Annotated in this window: 19 protein-coding genes; 12 read left to right on the forward strand and 7 right to left on the reverse strand. The window is 67.7% G+C overall.

The features are described 5' to 3' along the window. From NF876_RS40125 to NF876_RS40145, 5 genes are all read left to right on the forward strand, one after another. Positions 1–421, forward strand: a 421-nt coding sequence (locus NF876_RS40125; RefSeq protein ID WP_315975124.1) for a DnaJ C-terminal domain-containing protein, incomplete at its 5' end; no start/stop codon positions are given. A 222-nt stretch (positions 422–643) separates the two neighbouring features. Continuing rightward, entirely contained in the window at positions 644–1,468 is an 825-nt protein-coding gene (gene fabI, locus NF876_RS40130; RefSeq protein WP_262273342.1) for an enoyl-ACP reductase FabI, read from the forward strand. Positions 1,469–1,511: 43 nt separating this feature from the next. Continuing rightward, entirely contained in the window at positions 1,512–2,105 is a 594-nt protein-coding gene (locus NF876_RS40135; protein ID WP_262273343.1) for a histidine phosphatase family protein, read from the forward strand. A 48-nt stretch (positions 2,106–2,153) separates the two neighbouring features. Further along, entirely contained in the window at positions 2,154–2,573 is a 420-nt protein-coding gene (locus NF876_RS40140) for a hypothetical protein (protein ID WP_262273344.1), read from the forward strand. A 335-nt stretch (positions 2,574–2,908) separates the two neighbouring features. Continuing rightward, positions 2,909–4,819, forward strand: coding sequence for a potassium transporter Kup (locus NF876_RS40145; RefSeq protein WP_262273345.1), 1,911 nt, complete (start codon positions 2,909–2,911; stop codon positions 4,817–4,819). Here NF876_RS40145 and NF876_RS40150 read toward each other — a convergent pair. After that, positions 4,762–5,046, reverse strand: a complete 285-nt coding sequence (locus NF876_RS40150; RefSeq protein ID WP_262273346.1) for a hypothetical protein — start codon at positions 5,044–5,046, stop codon at positions 4,762–4,764. The two genes, NF876_RS40145 and NF876_RS40150, sit on opposite strands and share 58 nt — an antisense overlap. A 35-nt stretch (positions 5,047–5,081) precedes the next feature. On the opposite strand from NF876_RS40150, the gene NF876_RS40155 reads away from it, so the two are divergent. From NF876_RS40155 to ribB, 3 genes are all read left to right on the forward strand, one after another. Then, positions 5,082–5,474, forward strand: coding sequence for a hypothetical protein (locus tag NF876_RS40155; RefSeq protein WP_262273347.1), 393 nt, complete (start codon positions 5,082–5,084; stop codon positions 5,472–5,474). Between the two features lie 240 nt (positions 5,475–5,714). Beyond that, on the forward strand, positions 5,715–6,830 hold the full coding sequence (aroC, locus tag NF876_RS40160) for a chorismate synthase (protein WP_262273348.1): 1,116 nt from the start codon (positions 5,715–5,717) through the stop codon (positions 6,828–6,830). Between the two features lie 521 nt (positions 6,831–7,351). Beyond that, positions 7,352–8,641, forward strand: coding sequence for a 3,4-dihydroxy-2-butanone-4-phosphate synthase (gene ribB, locus NF876_RS40165; protein ID WP_262273349.1), 1,290 nt, complete (start codon positions 7,352–7,354; stop codon positions 8,639–8,641). Between the two features lie 98 nt (positions 8,642–8,739). Here ribB and NF876_RS40170 read toward each other — a convergent pair whose 3' ends face one another. Then, entirely contained in the window at positions 8,740–9,681 is a 942-nt protein-coding gene (locus NF876_RS40170) for a histone deacetylase family protein (RefSeq protein WP_262273350.1), read from the reverse strand. Positions 9,682–9,877: 196 nt separating this feature from the next. Between NF876_RS40170 and NF876_RS40175 the strand changes: the two genes are divergently transcribed. After that, a complete protein-coding gene (locus NF876_RS40175) occupies positions 9,878–10,465 on the forward strand; it encodes a L,D-transpeptidase (RefSeq protein WP_262273351.1) in 588 nt (195 codons plus the stop codon). Positions 10,466–10,534: 69 nt separating this feature from the next. Here the strand turns inward: NF876_RS40175 and NF876_RS40180 are convergent, their stop codons facing one another. From NF876_RS40180 to NF876_RS40195, 4 genes are all read right to left on the reverse strand, one after another. After that, the gene (locus NF876_RS40180) at positions 10,535–10,723 is read right to left on the reverse strand and encodes a hypothetical protein (RefSeq protein ID WP_262273352.1); all 189 of its coding nucleotides are present in this window, start codon (positions 10,721–10,723) and stop codon (positions 10,535–10,537) included. 416 nt (positions 10,724–11,139) lie between these two features. Then, the gene (locus NF876_RS40185) at positions 11,140–11,640 is read right to left on the reverse strand and encodes a DoxX family protein (RefSeq protein ID WP_262273353.1); all 501 of its coding nucleotides are present in this window, start codon (positions 11,638–11,640) and stop codon (positions 11,140–11,142) included. 58 nt (positions 11,641–11,698) lie between these two features. Beyond that, complete coding sequence (locus NF876_RS40190; protein ID WP_262273354.1) at positions 11,699–12,544, reverse strand: patatin-like phospholipase family protein; 846 nt, start codon at positions 12,542–12,544, stop codon at positions 11,699–11,701. A gap of 7 nt (positions 12,545–12,551) precedes the next feature. Continuing rightward, positions 12,552–13,037, reverse strand: coding sequence for a MarR family winged helix-turn-helix transcriptional regulator (locus NF876_RS40195; RefSeq protein ID WP_262273355.1), 486 nt, complete (start codon positions 13,035–13,037; stop codon positions 12,552–12,554). A gap of 328 nt (positions 13,038–13,365) precedes the next feature. Between NF876_RS40195 and NF876_RS40200 the strand changes: the two genes are divergently transcribed. From NF876_RS40200 to NF876_RS40210, 3 genes are read left to right on the forward strand one after another with little or no spacing between them, the layout of a single operon-like run. Further along, entirely contained in the window at positions 13,366–14,580 is a 1,215-nt protein-coding gene (locus NF876_RS40200; protein WP_262273356.1) for a YjgN family protein, read from the forward strand. An 8-nt stretch (positions 14,581–14,588) separates the two neighbouring features. Beyond that, positions 14,589–15,671 (forward strand): M48 family metallopeptidase, encoded by a 1,083-nt coding sequence (locus NF876_RS40205; RefSeq protein ID WP_262273357.1) that lies wholly within the window; start codon positions 14,589–14,591, stop codon positions 15,669–15,671. After that, a complete protein-coding gene (locus NF876_RS40210) occupies positions 15,671–16,450 on the forward strand; it encodes a DUF1499 domain-containing protein (protein WP_262273358.1) in 780 nt (259 codons plus the stop codon). The genes NF876_RS40205 and NF876_RS40210 overlap by 1 nt, the downstream gene beginning before the upstream one ends. Before the next feature lie 185 nt (positions 16,451–16,635). On the opposite strand, the gene NF876_RS40215 is transcribed toward NF876_RS40210, so the two are convergent. After that, on the reverse strand, positions 16,636–17,547 hold the full coding sequence (locus NF876_RS40215; protein ID WP_262273359.1) for an MBL fold metallo-hydrolase: 912 nt from the start codon (positions 17,545–17,547) through the stop codon (positions 16,636–16,638). Between the last annotated feature and the right edge of the window lie 144 nt (positions 17,548–17,691).

The raw sequence follows: 17,691 nt of genomic DNA on the forward strand, positions 1-17,691 counted from the left end.
CGGGCGCGACGTGGACGTGGTGATCCCCAAGGGCGTCAGCGACGGCCAGGTGATCCGCCTGCGCGGCCTCGGCCAGGGCGCGCCCGGCATCGATCCCGGCGATGCGCTGCTCACCATCGCGTTCGCGCCCCATGAGCGCTTCACCCCGGACGGGTCCGATCTGCGCCTGCGCCTGCCGGTCGAGATCGAGGAGGCGGTCCTCGGCGGTCCCGTGCGGGTGCCGACCCTGACCGGATCGGTGGAGATGAAGATCCCGCCCATGACGAATTCGGGCCGCACCTTCCGCCTGCGCGGCAAGGGCCTGCCCACCAAGACCGGGCACGGCGACCTGCTCGTGACGACGGAGATCAGGCTGCCCGAGGTGGTGGACGAGGACCTGATGGATTACGCCCGCAAGCGACGCTCGGAGAAGGCCAAGTAGGGGCTGACGTCACCCTGTTGCGTCATGGCCGGGCTTGTTCCGGCCATCCCGATCCCGTGAGGCTCCGGCACAAGCCCGGTGATGACGCGGTGTGGAGGCCCGAGGGACAGCACAAGCCGACCGGATCGTCTCAAGCCGCATCAAGAGGTCTTCCCCCCTGACGCCGCGTCGGCTAAAGAGGCCGTTCTTTCTTGACCTGTCCAGCGACGATCTAGGTGAATCATGGCGGAGACAAAGGCCACCGGCATCCTGGCCGGTAAGCGTGGCTTGGTGATGGGCGTGGCGAACAACCGTTCGATCGCCTGGGGCATTGCGCAGGCTGCCCGCCAGCACGGAGCGGAACTCGCCTTCACCTATCAGGGCGACGCCCTGAAGAAGCGCGTGGAGCCTCTAGCGCGGGAGCTCGACGCCCATGTGGTAGGCCATTGCGACGTGACGGACGGCGCCACCATCGACGCGGTGTTCGAGGAGGTGAGGCGCCTCTGGGGCTCCATCGACTTCGTCATCCACTGCATCGCCTTCTCGGACAAGGACGAGCTCACCGGCCGCTACGTGGAGACCTCCGAGGGCAACTTCACCAAGTCGCTCCTGATCTCCTGCTATTCCTTCACGGCGATCGCCCAGCGGGCCGAGAAGCTGATGAACGACGGCGGCTCGCTCCTGACGCTCACCTATTACGGCGCCGAGAAGTGGATGCCGCACTACAACGTCATGGGCGTGGCCAAGGCCGCCCTCGAGGCCTCGGTGCGCTATCTGGCGGCCGATCTCGGCCCGAAGAACATCCGCGTCAATGCCATCTCGGCCGGTCCGATCAAGACGCTCGCGGCCTCCGGCATCGGCGACTTCCGCTACATTCTCAAGTGGAACGAGTACAACTCGCCGCTGCGCCGCACGGTCACCATCGAGGAGGTCGGCGAGACCGCCGCCTATCTCGTGTCCGACATGTCCCGCGGCATGACCGGCGAGATCCTCCACGTGGACGCCGGCTATCACGTGGTCGGCATGAAGAACCCGGAAGCGCCGGACCTGTCCCTCGACAAGGACTAGCCTCAGCCCATCGCGTCACCCCAGCGTATCGGACCGACAACCAGTGACTCCGTCCCGCCCCACGATCTACTTCATTCGCCATGGCGAGACGGACTGGAACCTGGAGGGCCGCCTCCAGGGCCAGAAGGACATTCCGCTCAACGATGTCGGCCGCGTCCAGGCCGAGGAGGCGGGCCGCAAGCTGAAGGCGCTCGTGCCGCATGTCGAGGACCTCGCCTATGTGGCGAGCCCCATGACCCGCACCCGCGAGACCATGGAGATCCTGCGCGAGACCCTGGGCCTGCATCCCGACAGCTACCGGCTCGACGAGCGCCTGGTCGAGCTGACCTTCGGCACCTGGGAGGGCATGACCTGGAAGGAGGTCCGCAAGGCCGAGCCGCAGCTCGCTGCGCTGCGCGAGCAGGACAAGTGGCACTACGCGCCGCCGGGCGGCGGCGAGAGCTACGCCATGCTGGTCGAGCGCATCCGCCCGATCCTGGACGATCTCACCCGCGACACCGTGATCGTCGCCCATGGCGGCGTCGCGCGGGCCTTCCTGTCGATCTGCTGCGGCGTGAATGCCCGGCAGGCCGCCAGCATGGACATCTGGCAGGGCCGCGTGCTCGTGATCGAGGGGCGCAGTTACCGCTGGGTGTGACGGGCCGTCGCCGGGACAACCTTCGCGGCGCTCCTGCGTTGTCAGGATATGCAATACATCTGCGATGCTCCGGGGGCGAAGACCTGGTTCAGGATCGAGACCGAGGGCGAGGCCGCGCTCGAATCCGACGCCATGGGCCATGCGGTCGAGAAGCACTTCCGCCAGGCCTGGGAGGCGGCCGCCGGCAGCTATCGGGCCGCCTCGTCGCCCTTCGTCGAGCAGAATATCGGCCTGAAGGCGCATGTGCGGCGCGCCATGCCGCTGTTCCTGACCCTGCGCGACAGTGAGGGAACGGCCCTGGCGACCGCGATGCTGCCGCCGGACGGCGAGGGCGACCGGCCTTACCGGATCATCATCGTCGGACCGGAGAACCGCGATCCCTATCCGGAGCACGGGGAGGCGATCCGCGCCCTGGGCGTCCATTTCGGCCTGACCCTCGACCGCGACCGCTGCTATCCCTACCGGTGATGGCTCATGGGCGGCCGTTCGCCCGCAGGGCTCCGCTTCACAAACCACCTTCCACGCCACCTTCCACGCCACCCTCCGCGTCACCCTCCATGTCATCACCGGGCTTGTCCCGGTGATCCCGCTTCCGTAGGGCGCCGCGCTTCAAACAATGGGGATGGCCGGCACAAGGCCGGCCATGACGGGGCGAATGGCACGGCCCTCTGGGTCACGTCCGAGGCTCTCGGGCGGGCGGAGGGTGCGATGACAGGAGAGGCTTGCTCCCTCCAGGAACGGAGCCGTACCCTTCCGGTTATCCCTGAGCGCCGATCTCATGGGCGCTGTAGGTTCGGACGGCCATGGCCACATTCGCCGACACCCATGCCGATGACGCGAAAACCGGCACCGCCTCCCGGGCGGCGGTCCTCGGCGCCCTCGGCGTCGTGTTCGGCGACATCGGCACCAGCCCGCTCTATGCGCTCCGCGAGGCGGCGGTCGCGGCCGACCATGGCGTGCTCTCGGCCGCCACGGTCCTGGGGGTGCTCTCGCTGATCCTGTGGTCGCTCATCGTGGTCATCTCGATCAAGTACTGCCTGTTCATCCTGCGCGCCGACAACCGCGGGGAGGGCGGGATCATCGCGCTGCTCGCGCTCCTGGGCGTGCGGCGCATCCAGCCGGGCTCCTGGCGCATGTACCTCGCGGTGCTCGGCCTCGTCGGCACGGCGCTGCTCTATGCGGACGGGACGATCACGCCGGCCATCTCCGTGCTGAGCGCCGTCGAAGGCCTCGCGGTCGATTCCGACCAGTTCAAGCCCTACGTGATCCCGATCACCATGGTCATCCTGGTGACGCTGTTCGCGCTCCAGCGCATGGGCACGGGCCGGATCGGCCGGGTCTTCGGCCCGTTCATGCTGATCTGGTTCTCGGTCCTCGGCCTGCTCGGGCTCGGCGGGATCGTGGCCGCGCCCGGGGTGATCGCGGCGATCAACCCGGTCCATGCGCTGGCCTTCCTGATCAAGACGGATCTCCCGGTCACGCTCGCGGTTCTCGCCGCGGTGTTCCTCACCGTCACGGGCGGGGAGGCGCTCTACGCGGATCTCGGCCATTTCGGTCCGGCGCCCATCCGCAACGCGTGGTTCTTCGTCGTGCTGCCCGCCCTGATGCTCAACTATTTCGGCCAGGGCGCCCTCCTTCTGACGAACCCGGGCACGATCGAAAGCCCGTTCTATCACCTGGCGCCCGACTGGGCCCATTACCCGCTCGTGGTCCTGGCCACCTTCGCCACGGTCATCGCCTCGCAGGCGGTGATCACCGGAGCCTTCTCGCTGACGCAGCAGGCCATCCAGCTCGGCTTCCTGCCCAGGATGCGGGTGATCCACACCTCGACCCACGAGCGGGGCCATGTCTACGTGCCGTTCGTGAACTGGGCGCTCGCCCTGCTGACCTTCACGGCCGTCCTCGGGTTCGGATCCTCGAGCCGCCTGGCGGGCGCCTATGGGCTCGCCGTGTCGCTCGACATGGTGATCACCACGATCCTGGCGACCTTCGTGGCCCTTCACTGGGGCCATCGGCCTGTCCTCGTCTACCTGCTCAACGGGACCCTGCTGCTGGTCGATCTGGTGTTCTTTGCGGCCAACACCACGAAGCTCTTGGAAGGCGGCTGGTTCCCGCTCCTGATCGCGTTCAGCGCCGCCTTCATGATGCTGACCTGGCGCAAGGGCCAGCAGCTCGTCCAGCGCGCCCGCACGCATCTGCGCATGTCCACGAAGGACTTCCAGCATCTCCTGGAGCAGCAGCCGCCGATCCGCATCCCGGGGACCGCCGTGATCATGTCGGCGTCGCCGACCGGGATCCCCGGGACGCTCCTGCATCACCTGAAGCACAACCGTGTGCTGCACGAGACCGTGTTCCTCGTGTCGGTCGTGGTCACCGACGAGCCCACGGTCCGGGAGGAGGGGCGCGTCCACCTGGTGCCGATCTGCGAGGGGGTTCAGCGCCTGGTCCTGCGCCTCGGCTTCACGGAGAAGCCCGACGTGCCCAAGGCGCTGCGCCATGCGGCCGCCCGCCTGCACCTGCCGGGTCTCGATCCGGATGCCGTGACCTATTACGTCGGCCGCCAGACGATCGTGGCGTCCAGGAATCTGCCCGGCATGGCGTTCTGGCGCGAGGTGATCTTCGCCATGCTGAACCGCAATGCGGAGCTGACGGCGGATTACTTCTGCATCCCGGCCGCCCAGGTGGTCGAGATCGGCAGCTCCATCGAGATCTGACCCCAGGCAGGTCCGGCTCCCGCGCCCGGAGGGCGCTCCTCGCCGGTCACCGGCGGAGCCGGCCGTCCGCGGCGGCTCCCGATCCGTGCCCCCGTTCCGATCGAGCGCCGCCCGGGCCGGGTCGTGGGGCGTGCCTCGTCAGGCGCGACCGGCAGGAGCATGCGAACCCTGGTCCCGGTGCGACGCCCCGGGATGGCCGCTTGAGCCCGGTCGAGGAATATGCTCATATTGTGAAACATAGTTTCACTGAAGGCAATCGACCATGTACCGGCTCATAGCTGCCGCCGCAGGCCTGGCTCTGCTTACGTCTCCCGGCTCCGCCGAGACCATCGAGCGGACCGTCAAGGCCAATACCGTCTCGGCCATCGACGGATTCCTCGGCTACGAGGTCAATACCTGCTATCCGTCGGTGATCCCCGACGTGAAGGTGCGCCAGGCACCGGCCAACCGCACCCTCCAGATCCGGCCGCACGAACAGGCGCTCGGCAAGGACACGCGCTGCCCCGGCACGAAGGTCCGCGGTCTCGCCTACGTGTACACGCCGAAAAAGGGCTTTAAGGGGATGGACGAGGTCGTGCTCGACATTCCCTGGAGCTGGAACGACCTGGCGACGCAGACGCTGCTGACGAGAACGTACAGGATCCGCGTGGAGTAGCGCCGGGCCGAGCGTCGCGGAAGGGCCGGCATCCGGCCTGTGATCGACGCGCCGAGGGGGCGGCGCATCGGGCGTGACACCCGGCCGCTTTGGTTCTAAGAGGCCTGGAGCATCGGACGTGACAAGTGGACCCGCGTCTGGGATCGATTCCGATGCTCAACCCCTTGAGTGGCGCACCGTTCGACGCGAAAAACCGGGTCTACTTTTTCGCACGGCGCGCTAGAACCTCGAAGAAGCGCCATGTCCCACAACACCTTCGGCCACCTGTTCCGCGTCACCACCTTCGGCGAAAGCCACGGACCCGCCCTCGGCTGCGTGGTGGACGGCTGCCCGCCCATGATCCCGCTCGAGGCCGCGGAGATCCAGGCGGAGCTCGACCGCCGGCGGCCGGGCCAGTCGCGCTTCACCACCCAGCGCCAGGAGCCCGATCAGGTGAAGATCCTGTCCGGGGTGTTCACCGACGAGCGCACGGGACGGCAGGTGACGACCGGAACGCCGATCGCGCTCCTGATCGAGAACGTGGACCAGCGCTCCAAGGATTATTCCGAGATCAAGGAATCCTACCGCCCAGGGCACGCGGATTTCACCTACGACGTGAAATACGGCATCCGCGATTATCGCGGTGGCGGGCGCTCCTCGGCCCGCGAGACGGCGGCCCGCGTGGCCGCCGGCGCCATCGCCCGCAAGGTGCTTCCCGGGATCACCATCCGCGGCGCCCTCGTCCAGATGGGGCCGCACGCCATCGACCGCGGCAACTGGGACTGGGACGAGGTGGCGCGCAACCCGTTCTTCTGCCCGGACTCCAAGGCGGCGCAGTTCTACGAGGAGTATCTCGACGGCCTGCGTAAGGACGGCTCCTCCATCGGGGCGGTCCTCGAGATCGTCGCCGAGGGCGTTCCGGCGGGCCTCGGCGCGCCGATCTACGGCAAGCTCGATTCCGACCTCGCCGCCGTCCTGATGTCCATCAACGCGGTCAAGGGCGTGGAGATCGGCGACGGCTTCGCGGCCGCCAGCCTGCGCGGCGAGGAGAACGCCGACGAGATGCGCCCCGGCAACCAGGGCGCGCCCACCTTCCTGTCGAACCATGCCGGCGGCGTGCTCGGCGGCATTTCCACCGGCCAGCCCGTGGTGTGCCGCTTCGCCGTCAAGCCGACCTCGTCGATCCTGACCCCGCGCGCCAGCGTGACCCGCAGCGGCGCCGAGGCGGAGGTGCGGACCAAGGGCCGCCACGACCCTTGCGTGGGCATTCGGGCCGTGCCGGTGGGCGAGGCCATGGTCGCCTGTGTGCTGGCCGACCATCTCCTGCGCCACCGCGGACAGGTCGGGCAGGGGCCCTCCTGGCCGTTCGGGGCGTGAGACCCTGCTGCGAGAGGTTTTGTCCTGACATCATGGCCGGGCTCGTTGCGGCCATGTCGGTCCGGTGGGGCGCGGCGCTTCACCGTATCGAGATCACCGGGACGAGCCCGGTGATGACGTGAGAATGGCATATCGGGATGCACGACCTTTCCACGTCATGGCCGGCCTTGTGCCGGCCATCTCGATACGGAAAAGCTCGGCGCTTCACCGCATCGGGATCACCGGGACAAGCCCGGTGATGACGTGGAGGGTGAACACCCGGTCCGGCACTGACACCCTCCCCACGTCATGGCCGGCCTTGTGCCGGCCATCTCGATACAGAAGAGCGCGGCGTTCTTCGTCATCGGGATCACCGGGACAAGCCCGGTGATGACGTGGAAGGGTGGTGTGAGGCCCGCGATGACGTGGAGAGGGCCACGAGGGCGGCCCGCTTTCGTCCGCACGACGCGCCGGCGATCCTGCAAAGCCTCCATTGCAGATTTTAGTTTTACTAAAATCATCCCATCGGCTAAGCCTCCCGCATGAGACTGGCTGAGTGGTTGTCCCGCAACGGCGTGTCGCGCGTGGCCTTCGCGCGGCGGATCGGCGTCACCCCTGGCGCCGTGACCCAGCTGTGCAACTCCGAACGGGCCTGGCTCTCCCGCGACACCGCCGAATTAATTGCCCGCGAGACCCGCGGGGCGGTGACGCCCAACGATTTCCTGCCCCAATCCGCCAAGGAGGCCTGGATGCCCCATTCCGTCACCGAAGCCATCGAGGCTTTCGCCCGTGGTGAAATCGTCATCGTCACGGACGATGACGACCGCGAGAACGAGGGCGACCTCATCGTCGCCGCCTCCCTGTGCACGCCGGAGAAGATGGCCTTCATCATCCGCAACACCTGCGGGATCGTCTGCGCGCCGCTGACCGTCGCGGAGGCCCGCCGCCTGCGGCTCGACCCGATGGTGCAGGCGAACGACGCGCCGCTCGGCACCGCGTTCACGGTGACCGTGGACGTGAAGCACGGGCTGACCACCGGCATCTCGGCCGAGCAGCGCTCGAACACCGTGCGGGCGCTCGCCAACAACAACATGGGGGCGGCCGATTTCGTCCGCCCCGGCCATGTCTTCCCGCTCATCGCCAAGGACGGCGGCGTCCTCATGCGCTCGGGCCATACGGAGGCGGCCGTCGACCTGTGCCGGCTCGCGAACCTGCCGCCGGTCGGCGTGATCTGCGAGCTCGCCAACGACGACGGCACGGTGATGAAGGGCCGGCAGATCGACGCCTTCGCCGAGACGCACAACCTCAAGCGGATCTCGGTCGCGGATCTCATCGCGTACCGCCAGGCGCGGGAGAAGCTGGTCGAGCGGATCGGCACCTTCCCGGTGGAGACCCAGTGGGGCCCGTTCACCGGCTACGCCTATTCGACACCCTTCGACAGCGTGCAGCACATCGCTCTCGTCCATGGCCGCATCGGCGACGGCACGAACGTCCCCGTGCGCCTGCACCGCGCCAATGCGCTCACCGACGTGTTCGAGGGCGGCAAGACGGTGAACGCCGCCCTGCAGCGTTTCGTGAAGGAGGGCAGGGGCGTCCTGGTCTATCTGCGCGACGGCACCGCGGGCGTGCCGACCACGTCCTTCTCGGACAACGACGAGACGGGCTCGGAGGCGATGCGCTCCAGCCAGTGGCGCGAGATCGGCCTCGGCGCGCAGATCCTGCGCGATCTCGGGGTCGCGTCGATCCGCAACTTCGCGACGTCGAGCCGTTCCTATGTGGGCCTCTCGGGCTTCGGGATCGAGCTTCTGGGCGAGGAGCCCATCGAGTGCTGATGGAAGCCTCACCTGGCTTCGTGAAAACTCCCACGTCATCACCGGCCTTGGGCCGGTGATGACGTGGGAGAGGCCCAGCGTGCCGTGCGAGGCCCGCCTCAGGTTCCCGTCTCGCGCCCCATGAGGGCGTCGAGATGGAAGGCGGTCGATTTCGCCAGGCCTTCGAGATCGTAGCCGCCTTCGAGGACGGACACGATCCTCTGGCCGCAATGGCGCCCGGCGAGATCCATCAGCTTCTGCGTCGCCCAGGCGAAATCCGACTCCATCAGGTTCAAGCTGGCGAGCGGATCGCGCCAATGGGCGTCGAAGCCCGCCGAGATGACGATCAGGTCCGGGCCGAAATCGTGGATCCGCGGCAGGATCGCGGTCTCGACCGCCTCCCGGAACGCCTCGCTGCCGTCGCCCGTGCTCAGGGGCGCGTTCACGATGGTGCCGTGCTCGCCCGTCTCGGACAGGGCGCCCGTGCCGGGATACAGGGGGGCCTCGTGGGTCGAGCAGTAGAGCACGGTCTCATTCGACCAGAAGATGTCCTGCGTGCCGTTGCCGTGGTGGACGTCCCAGTCGAAGATCGCCACCCGCTCGGCGCCGTGGCGTGCCTGCGCATGGCGCGCCGCGATCGCCGCGTTATTGAAGAAGCAGAAGCCCATGGCCCGGACGCGCTCGGCATGGTGCCCGGGCGGGCGCATCGCCACGAAGGCGTTGGTGGCCCGGCCCGTCATGACCTCGTCCACCGCCATCACGGCGCCGCCGGCGCCCCTGAGAGCCGCCTCGTAGGTGCCCGGCGACATGACCGTGTCCTCGTCGATCCTGACTAACCCTTCTCGGGGGCTGATGTTGCGGAGCCGGACGATGTACTCTTCCGGATGCGCGAGGGCGAGGCTCTCCATCTCGGCCATGGGCGCCTGCTCGCGGACGAGCGACGTGAACCGCTCCTTCTCAAGGGCGCGCTCGATGGCGCGGATGCGGTCCGGGCGTTCGGGATGCCCAAGCGGTGTCTGGTGGTCGAGGCTGGCCGGATGGGCGATGTAGAGCGTGGGCATGGGGCTTCTTGTGGTGGGACCTCCGCGAGTGTCGCAGCGTCACGAGCGGCTGTCCATGTTGTTGCGATGCAACACTTTCGGATGCGGAGCCGTGCCATGGTGTGTTTCGATTCGACTTGACGACGTCACGGCCTATAACGCGGCCTGAAACGAAATCCTGTCTCGCCCCGAGCCTTAGTCTGCAGAGCTTTACACGATGCGCCTTTTCCGTCTGCCCCTTCTTTTGGCAATGATCGCGGCTCTGGCCGGATGCAACTTCAAAGGTGTCCCGGACCCCCAGGTCTCGGCCCGCGACACCGAGTGGATGGCGCAGGTGCCGACGGCCGAGGCCGATCCGCGCTTCGGGCGCTACATGATCGACGATCCGACCGGCGAGGCGCCCGGCACCATCGTGGTCGACACCAAGGAGCGCCAGCTCTATCTCGTCCAGCCGAACCGGAAGGCGATCCGCTACGGCGTCGCGGTCGGCGACGAGGCCTATGGCTGGACCGGCACGGCCACCATCGCCCGCAAGGCGGAATGGCCGGACTGGAACCCGCCGGCCGAGATGAAGGCCCGCTGGCCGCACGTCCAGTACACCAAGGGCGGCCCGGCGAACCCCCTCGGCGCGCGGGCTCTCTATCTTTACGAAGGCAACAAGGACACGCTCTACCGCATCCACGGCACCAACGAGCCGGAGAAGATCGGCCATGCGGTCTCGTCGGGCTGCATCCGGATGCGCAACATCGACGTGATCGACCTCTACAACCGCGTGTCCCTGAACACGAAGGTCATCGTCCGCTGACGGGCCCGGCCGAAGTCCACAATGAAAAGAGCGCCCGGGAGGCGCTCTTTTTGTTTCTGAAAAGGGATCTCAGCCGAGAATCGCTTCCTTGCGAAGGATGGCCGGAAGCTCGGTGGTCTTCGGGCGGCTCTCCTGCCGCTTGGCGGCCTGGACGGCGGCCGCGAGGGCGGGCAGGGCGACGGCCTTGAAAGCCGGAATGGAGGGGGCAGTGTTCTGTTCGCCGGGACGGGTCCGGCGGTCTTGGGCGTGCTGAATCATGAATCCTCTCTCGATCATGGGCTGTCTTTGCAACCTGTTCTTATGATCCGGCTGCCTGTGACTGCTTTGGGGCGGACCTGTGATCATGTGCTGGCTTGGCTGCAGATGAACGGTCCAAGGTGAACGGAGTCTTAACGCTGCAACATTCCTGCGCCCGCCGGGGCGAAGTCCTGCGAGGTCCGGGATCCCGGCCTGGCGCATCGGACGGACCCAGAGGGCCGCGTCAGCGAAAAGTGGACCCGGTATTCACTGGCGTGGCCCTTCGGGTCGCTTGCGCGGCCCGCTGGGTCCGTCTCATCCGATGCGCCGGTCAAGAGAGGGAGCCTCGGATGAATCCCAAAAGTGGTGTCCACTTTTCACGTCCGAGGCTCTGGCGCATCGTGCGGCCCAGAGGGCCGCGCCGAACGATGCGCCGCTCAAGGGGTTGAGCATCGGATCGATCCCAAACCTGGGTCCACTTTCGGGTCCGATGCACGAGCCCGCGGCCGCAGGGCCAGGATCGACACTAGGACGAGCGCGCCGATCATGCCCACATGCTCGCCGGCCGTATGGAGCGCCACGACGGCCCGCTCACCCTCCAGCCGCCAGAAGGCGTGGACGATCACGATGGTCAGGAAGGTGAAGACGCCGAGCGCGCCGGCGCCGAGCCAGGTCCAGCGGTTCGCGATGATGAGCGCCGACCCGGCCAGCTGAACGACGATCGTGAGGCTGTTGTAGAGCCACGCCGGCTCGAGGCCGAACTGGCGCATCTCGGCCACACCGCCGGAGAAGTCCAGGAGCTTGATGAGACCGCTGGCCCAGAACGGAAAGGTGAGCAGGATCCGGGCGGCGATTTCCGTCCCCCGGCTCGAGAGCAGGGCGCCGATCCAGCGTGGCGTGATCGCAGGTGTGCTCGGAGGTGTGGTCGGAGGTGTCATGGCGGCTTGCCCTCATTGACGTTAAGTCAGACGGCGAGCCTTCTAGGGTCAAGCTTCCCTAGAGGCTGTGCGCGCCCGCACCTCTGGCGAAGGCCTCGCCGTCCCTCAGCCCCATCTCGTAGGCCTTGCGGATGCCGGCCGGGTTGGTGATGTCGAACTGCCCGATGGGCACCGGTTCCGAGGGCTGGATGTAGGTGCGGCCCTTCACGTTCGGGAAGGCGCGGTAGAGGCGGGAGAGGACGACCAGGGTCCGGCCGCCCAGCTCCTCGACCGGCAGCAGGGGCTCGGTCGGGACGTTGTCCACGAGCCCGCCGTCGAGCGCCGCCATGCCGCCGACGAGGCCGACCGGCATGAAGGGCGGCACGCTGGCGCTCGCCATCAGGGCGGCCGAGAGCTCCGCCGGCGAGGCAAGATCCTGCACCCGGATGAATTCGGGGCGAAACCCCAGGGCGCGTCCGCCGCGCGGATGAACGGGCGCGCGCCATTTCTTCTCGATCTGGTAGGTGGCGATGCCCAGGGGAACGGCCAGCGAGAGGGGCAGGCGGCGCGGCTTGCGGGCGAGCCCGATCAGGATGCTCGGGCCCTGCTTCAGGCGCTCCAGGGCGCTCTCGTCGATGATGGCTTCGATCAGGCTGCGGTACATGAGCGAGAGGGGCCAGGGCGAGCCCTCGCTGCGCCAGGCGCGCCACTCGAAATTGCGCCGACCCAGGCTGCAGCCCTCCGCCACCATCTCGTTGACGCGCCGTCCGAGCCCGAGAAGGCTGTAGCAGGCCGACCAGGCGCCCGCGCTCACGCCGACGACCATGGCGGGCTTCAGGCCCAGGAGGGGAGCGGCGGCTTCCCAGAAGCCGCCTTGCCAGTAGCAGCGGTTGCCGCCGCCTGCGAATGCCACCGCGTCGAACATGGGAGGCCTATCGGGATTTCGCCGAGGCGGCGTCCTCCTCGGTCCTGGCCCGGTCGCGCCAGGCCAGGACGATGCGCTCCAGCTCGGCGAGATCCTGGGCCGGGAGCGTTCCGAGAGTGCGCATGACATAGGCGCGCTGCGCGGCGATCCCGCGGTTGGCGAGATCGCGGCCCTTCGGGGTCAGGTACAGGGCGTTGGAGCGTCGGTCGCCGGGGATCGACCGGCGCTCGACGAGACCCGCCTCGACCATGCGGTCGAGAAGCCCCGACACGTTGCCCTTGGTGACGTAGAGGCGCTCGGCCAGTTCCTGCTGGCTCATGCCCTCGCGCTCGGTGAGCGTGGAGAGCAGGTCGAATTGCGGGATCGACAGGCCGAGCTCCTTGAGCTCCGTCGCGACCGCATTGGTGGCCCGGCGGTTCAGGCGAATGAAGCGGAACCAGATCCGCAGGGGATCGGCGGATTCGACGGGGGCGTGAACGGGTGCGGACGACATCAAAGGCTTCAGGCTCCTCACGGGGCAATAGTTTATATTGAAACCATTTCCCCCGTCACCCCTCGCGAAGGGGGGACAGGGCGCTTTACCCGGAAAATGCCGCCGCAGCTGACGTTGCGGCCGCTTGCACGTTGATATGTTGTATCATATTATGCAGGAAAGTGGACCCGGTCTTCGCTGACGCGGCCCTGCGGGTTCGCCCCGAACGATGCGCTCTTCGAAAAGTGGAGCATCGGACGTGAACTTTGGGCCTACTGTTCACGTCCGATGCTCTCGTGTTGAACCGTGAGGGCCGGCATTCCAACGCCGGTGTTACGAAGGCCTGACGATGACCCTCCCTCTCCTCGCCGACGGACCGGCTCCCGCACCGTCGCGTTCGCCCATGGCCTTCTCGGGACGGGGCCGCGAATTCATGAACCTTCTGATCGCGGGAAGCCTCTTTCAGATCCCGACCTTCGGCTTCTACCGGTTCTGGCTCATTACCAGACTGCGCCGCCACCTGTGGGCCCATACCGAGATCGCCGGCGAGGCGTTCGAGTATACCGGCACGGCCAGGGAGCTGCTCATCGGCTTCCTCATCGCGCTGGCGATCCTGGGGCCGCTCTATATCGCCTATGCGATCCTCGGAATCCTCCTCGAGGAGACCTATGCGTTCGCCAGCGTTCCGCTCGTGGTCATCATGTATGTGCTGGCTCATTTCGGCAGCTATCGCGCCCGCAAGTATCGCGCGAGCCGGACGGTGTTCCGGGGCATCCGGTTCTGGATGACGGGATCCGGATGGCCCTATGCCACCTGGGCCATCCTGTGGGATGTCGCCATGGTTCTGACCCTCGGTCTCGCGTTGCCCTGGGCCCTGGCGTCCCTCGAACGCTACAGGATGCGCAACACCTATTTCGGCAGCATCCGGGGCGACTTCGCCGGGACGGGCTGGGGGCTGTTCAAGCGGGTATGGTGGATCTGGCTGGTGGGATTCGCGGGTCTCCTCGGCCTTGCGCTGCTCGTCGTCGTCCTGACCTTCCTGTCTCCGGGACGGAGGGCCCTGGAGGCGATGGCTGTCCTGCTGACCCTGCTCGGCATGGCGCTCTTCCCGCTCGCCTTGGCGATCGTCACGCGCTGGCGCGTCGAAGGCCTGCGTTTCGGCGACGTCACCACGGCAAGCCGCCTCCGGGCCCGCACCTGTTACGGCCTCTTTGTCAAGCTCGTCTTCTCGGCCCTCGGCTTCCTGCTGGCTTTCGTCATCACGGTCGGGTTGGTGGGCTTCCTGGCCGCCAGGGTCGTCAAGGACGTCGTGATGGCATCCGGCGCGCTCTCCTGGCTCTCGGTCGGGGTGGGCCTTGTGGTGGCGGTCGGCTACCTCGTCGCCCTGCTGGGTCTCGGAATCCTCCAGCGCTATTTCCTCGGGCGTGGCCTGTGGGTGGCCGTCGTGGCGTCGACGACGATCACCAATCTGGAATCGATCGACAGGGCCGTGGCGGCTGGCCAACCGGCCGGCGTTCTGGGAGAAGGATTGGCCGACGCCCTCGATTTCAATGTCGGCCTGTGAGGTCGGCCATGGCGGGTGCGGTATTCTATGACGGCGAAAGCGCCCGCCGCAGACCGGTTTCTCTGAACGTCACCCGGTGCGCCATCGACATCCACGAGGGCGCCGAATGGATCGCCTCCTGGCCCTCCGCGGAGGTGAGACGGCGGGACGCGCCCGACGGCGTCCTGCGGCTCACCCGTGAAGGCGCGTCGTCCCTGGCGCGCCTCGATGTGGCCGATGCGGACCTTCAGGCCGCCATCCGCGCGTCCTGCACGCAGCTGGAAGGGCCCGACCGGCGGGAGCGGGCGGGGCGGATCCTGGTCTGGTCCCTTGCGGCGACGGCATCGATTCTTCTCTGCGTCGTCCTGCTGCTTCCGATCCTGGCCGAGCGGCTGACCCCGCTCATTCCCGTTTCCTTCGAACGCCGGCTCGGCGCGGCCGTCGACAATCAGGTGAGAACGATCTTCACGGGCAGGGTCTGCGAGGACCCTCGCGGGCATGCGGCCCTCGGGACTCTCGTGGCGCGCCTTCAGGCTGCGCATCCGGGCGGTCCCACGGTGGATGTCGCCGTGCTCGACACCAGGGTGCCGAACGCCATCGCGCTGCCGGGCGGGCGGATCTATCTGTTCCGCGGGCTTCTGGACAAAGCCGAAACCCCCGATGAGCTCGCCGGGGTGCTGGCCCATGAAATGGGCCATGCAGCGCATCGCGACGGCCTGCGCAAGATGATCCAGGCGGGCGGCACCTCCTATCTCCTCGGCCTGCTGTTCGGCGACGTGACGGGCGGCGGCGCCATCGTGTTCGTCGGCCGCTACCTCGTCGACAGCGCCTATTCCCGCGACACGGAGGCAGCCGCGGACGATTTCGCCGGCAGGACCATGGGGTCTCTGGGCCGGCCGGCCCATGCCATGGCCCTGTTGCTCAAGCGCATCGAAGGCAAGGATGATGGGGAGGGCGGGAACGATTCCCGGATCCCGGCTTTTCTCTCCACCCACCCGGTCACCGACCAACGGCTGAAAGCTTTGGAAAAACAGGTGCCATCCCGATCCGGCGAGCCTCTTCTCGATCAACAGGAGTGGCGCGCGCTCAAAGAGATTTGTAAGACGACCTGATGCGCCGTCTCATCATCGAAGAACCGGTCTCCCGTCCGGCGAAGTGGTCTCCCGCGCTGGCATGGTTCGCGCTCGTCGTCACCGTGCTGGCTGTGCTCATGATCCGCTTCAACCGGATCGATTATCAATCCGGCTTCATCGCCCTCGGCGCCGGCATCGCCATGGCGCTCCTGGCCGTGGTCATGGCCTTCATGGGGTTCGTCCGCATTTGGCAGGAGGGCCGCCAGGGGCTGGGCAGCGCCATCCGGGGCGTTCTCATCGCGGCCCTCGTTCTCGCCTATCCGGGCTTCATGGCGCTCAAGGCCGCGACCCTGCCGCCGATCACCGATGTCAGCACCGACACGGACGACCCGCCGTCGTTTTCCCGCTCGCGCGCCGCGCTTGCGGCCCGTGACGGCCGCATCCCTCCCGATGTGCCGCCGGAGACGCGCGAGATGCAGCGGGCGTCCTACGTGCAGATCGCGCCGCTCACGCTCGATATCGGGCCGGACGAAGCCTTCGCGATCGTGCAGAAGGCCGCCCACAATCTCGGCTGGCAGGTGATCGAGGCCGTGCCGCCCGGCGGCCGCGTCGGCCTGGGACGGCTGGAGGCGGTGGACCGGACGCGCCTGCTCAAGATGCCGAGCGACATCACCGTGAGGGTCCGCCCGCGCGTCGACGGCACGCGGATCGACATCCGCTCGGCCTCGCGCTTCGGCAGCCACGATCTCGGCGCCAATGCCGGTCATATCCGCGACTTCCTCGAAGAGGCGTCGAACCTGGCGATCGCAGTACGGTGAGAGATCATCGTGCTCTCACGTCATGGCCGGCCCTGTGCCGGCCATCCCGATCCGATGAGACTCGGCGCCTCTCGCATCGGGATCACCGGCACAAGGCCGGTGATGACGTGGAGGGTGGTGTGAGCGGGTGATGACGGGGAGACGGTGGTCAGGGCCGGCTTGCATGTCCCGGCCGTGGATGCCGGTTACGCGATCCGGTACTCGCTGTCGAGGGCGGGAATGCCGTCGACGGCCGCCTGGCCCTTGGCGACCAGGTCTTCCAGATGGGCGAAGACGGAGAGACCCGCGGCTCCGACCAGGGCAGGATTCAGGCCCTGATAGATCGCCGCGACGATCGCCGGGATCGTCCGGTCTCCCGCCCTCAGCCGGTTGAGGATCGAGGCCTCGCGCTGGCGCCGGTGGTGGATGAGGGCGCGCACGAAGCGCTGGGGTTCCTGCACCGGACCGCCGTGGCCCGGCCAGTACAGGGTTTCCTCCCGGCCCTTCAGCTTGTCGAGGGATTCCATGAAGGCGCTCATCGATCCGTCCGGCGGCGCCACCACGGTGGTGGACCACGCCATCACGTGATCGCCGGAGAACAGCGCCTTCTCCTCCGGCAGCACGAAGGCGAGGTGGTTGGCCATGTGGCCCGGGGTGGCGAGCGCCGCGAGGATCCAGCCGCGGCCCGCGACGGCATCGCCCTCGCGCAGTTCGCGGTCGGGCGCGTAGTCCCTGTCGGAGCTGGCCTCGAGGGAATTGACCTCCCCGGCGAACAGGGCGCGCGCGCTGTGGTGGGGGGCGCAGCCGACGATCTCCGCCCCCGTGGCGTCCTGGATGGCCCGGGCGGCAGGGGAGTGGTCCTTATGGGTGTGGGTGACCAGGACATGGGTCACCGTCTCGCCCCGCACCGCATCGAGGAGCGCCCCGATATGGGCTGGCGCATCGGGACCAGGGTCGATGATGGCGACCTGTCCCGTCCCGACGATATAGCTGCAGGTTCCGGTGAAGGTGATCGGGCCGGGGTTGTCGGCGACGATGCGGCGGACCAGGGGGCTCACCCGCACGCATTCCCCGGACCGGGCCGGCGGGCGGATGTCGAAGGTGAGATCGTCGGCCATGGGGAGTCCTCGGGGCGAATCCTCGGGGCGAATCCTCGGGGTGTCTGTCGCTTCCTAACCGACCTCGAGCCGGCCGCAAGAGCATCGGACGTGAAAAGTGGGTCCACGTTTCACGTCCGATGCTCCCACCTCTTTGAAGTGCGC

The organism is Microvirga yunnanensis, assembly GCF_025460875.1.

Bases quoted from the DNA above. Each gene is read 5' to 3' on its own strand.
- fabI (WP_262273342.1), top strand. From the start codon at position 644: ATGGCGGAGACAAAGGCCACCGGCATCCTGGCCGGTAAGCGTGGCTTG.
- NF876_RS40140 (WP_262273344.1), top strand. From the start codon at position 2,154: ATGCAATACATCTGCGATGCTCCGGGGGCGAAGACCTGGTTCAGGATC.
- NF876_RS40145 (WP_262273345.1), top strand. From the start codon at position 2,909: ATGGCCACATTCGCCGACACCCATGCCGATGACGCGAAAACCGGCACC.
- NF876_RS40150 (WP_262273346.1), bottom strand. From the start codon at position 5,046: ATGAGCATATTCCTCGACCGGGCTCAAGCGGCCATCCCGGGGCGTCGC.
- NF876_RS40155 (WP_262273347.1), top strand. From the start codon at position 5,082: ATGTACCGGCTCATAGCTGCCGCCGCAGGCCTGGCTCTGCTTACGTCT.
- aroC (WP_262273348.1), top strand. From the start codon at position 5,715: ATGTCCCACAACACCTTCGGCCACCTGTTCCGCGTCACCACCTTCGGC.
- ribB (WP_262273349.1), top strand. From the start codon at position 7,352: ATGAGACTGGCTGAGTGGTTGTCCCGCAACGGCGTGTCGCGCGTGGCC.
- NF876_RS40170 (WP_262273350.1), bottom strand. From the start codon at position 9,681: ATGCCCACGCTCTACATCGCCCATCCGGCCAGCCTCGACCACCAGACA.
- NF876_RS40175 (WP_262273351.1), top strand. From the start codon at position 9,878: ATGCGCCTTTTCCGTCTGCCCCTTCTTTTGGCAATGATCGCGGCTCTG.
- NF876_RS40180 (WP_262273352.1), bottom strand. From the start codon at position 10,723: ATGATTCAGCACGCCCAAGACCGCCGGACCCGTCCCGGCGAACAGAAC.
- NF876_RS40185 (WP_262273353.1), bottom strand. From the start codon at position 11,640: ATGACACCTCCGACCACACCTCCGAGCACACCTGCGATCACGCCACGC.
- NF876_RS40190 (WP_262273354.1), bottom strand. From the start codon at position 12,544: ATGTTCGACGCGGTGGCATTCGCAGGCGGCGGCAACCGCTGCTACTGG.
- NF876_RS40195 (WP_262273355.1), bottom strand. From the start codon at position 13,037: ATGTCGTCCGCACCCGTTCACGCCCCCGTCGAATCCGCCGATCCCCTG.
- NF876_RS40200 (WP_262273356.1), top strand. From the start codon at position 13,366: ATGACCCTCCCTCTCCTCGCCGACGGACCGGCTCCCGCACCGTCGCGT.
- NF876_RS40205 (WP_262273357.1), top strand. From the start codon at position 14,589: ATGGCGGGTGCGGTATTCTATGACGGCGAAAGCGCCCGCCGCAGACCG.
- NF876_RS40210 (WP_262273358.1), top strand. From the start codon at position 15,671: ATGCGCCGTCTCATCATCGAAGAACCGGTCTCCCGTCCGGCGAAGTGG.
- NF876_RS40215 (WP_262273359.1), bottom strand. From the start codon at position 17,547: ATGGCCGACGATCTCACCTTCGACATCCGCCCGCCGGCCCGGTCCGGG.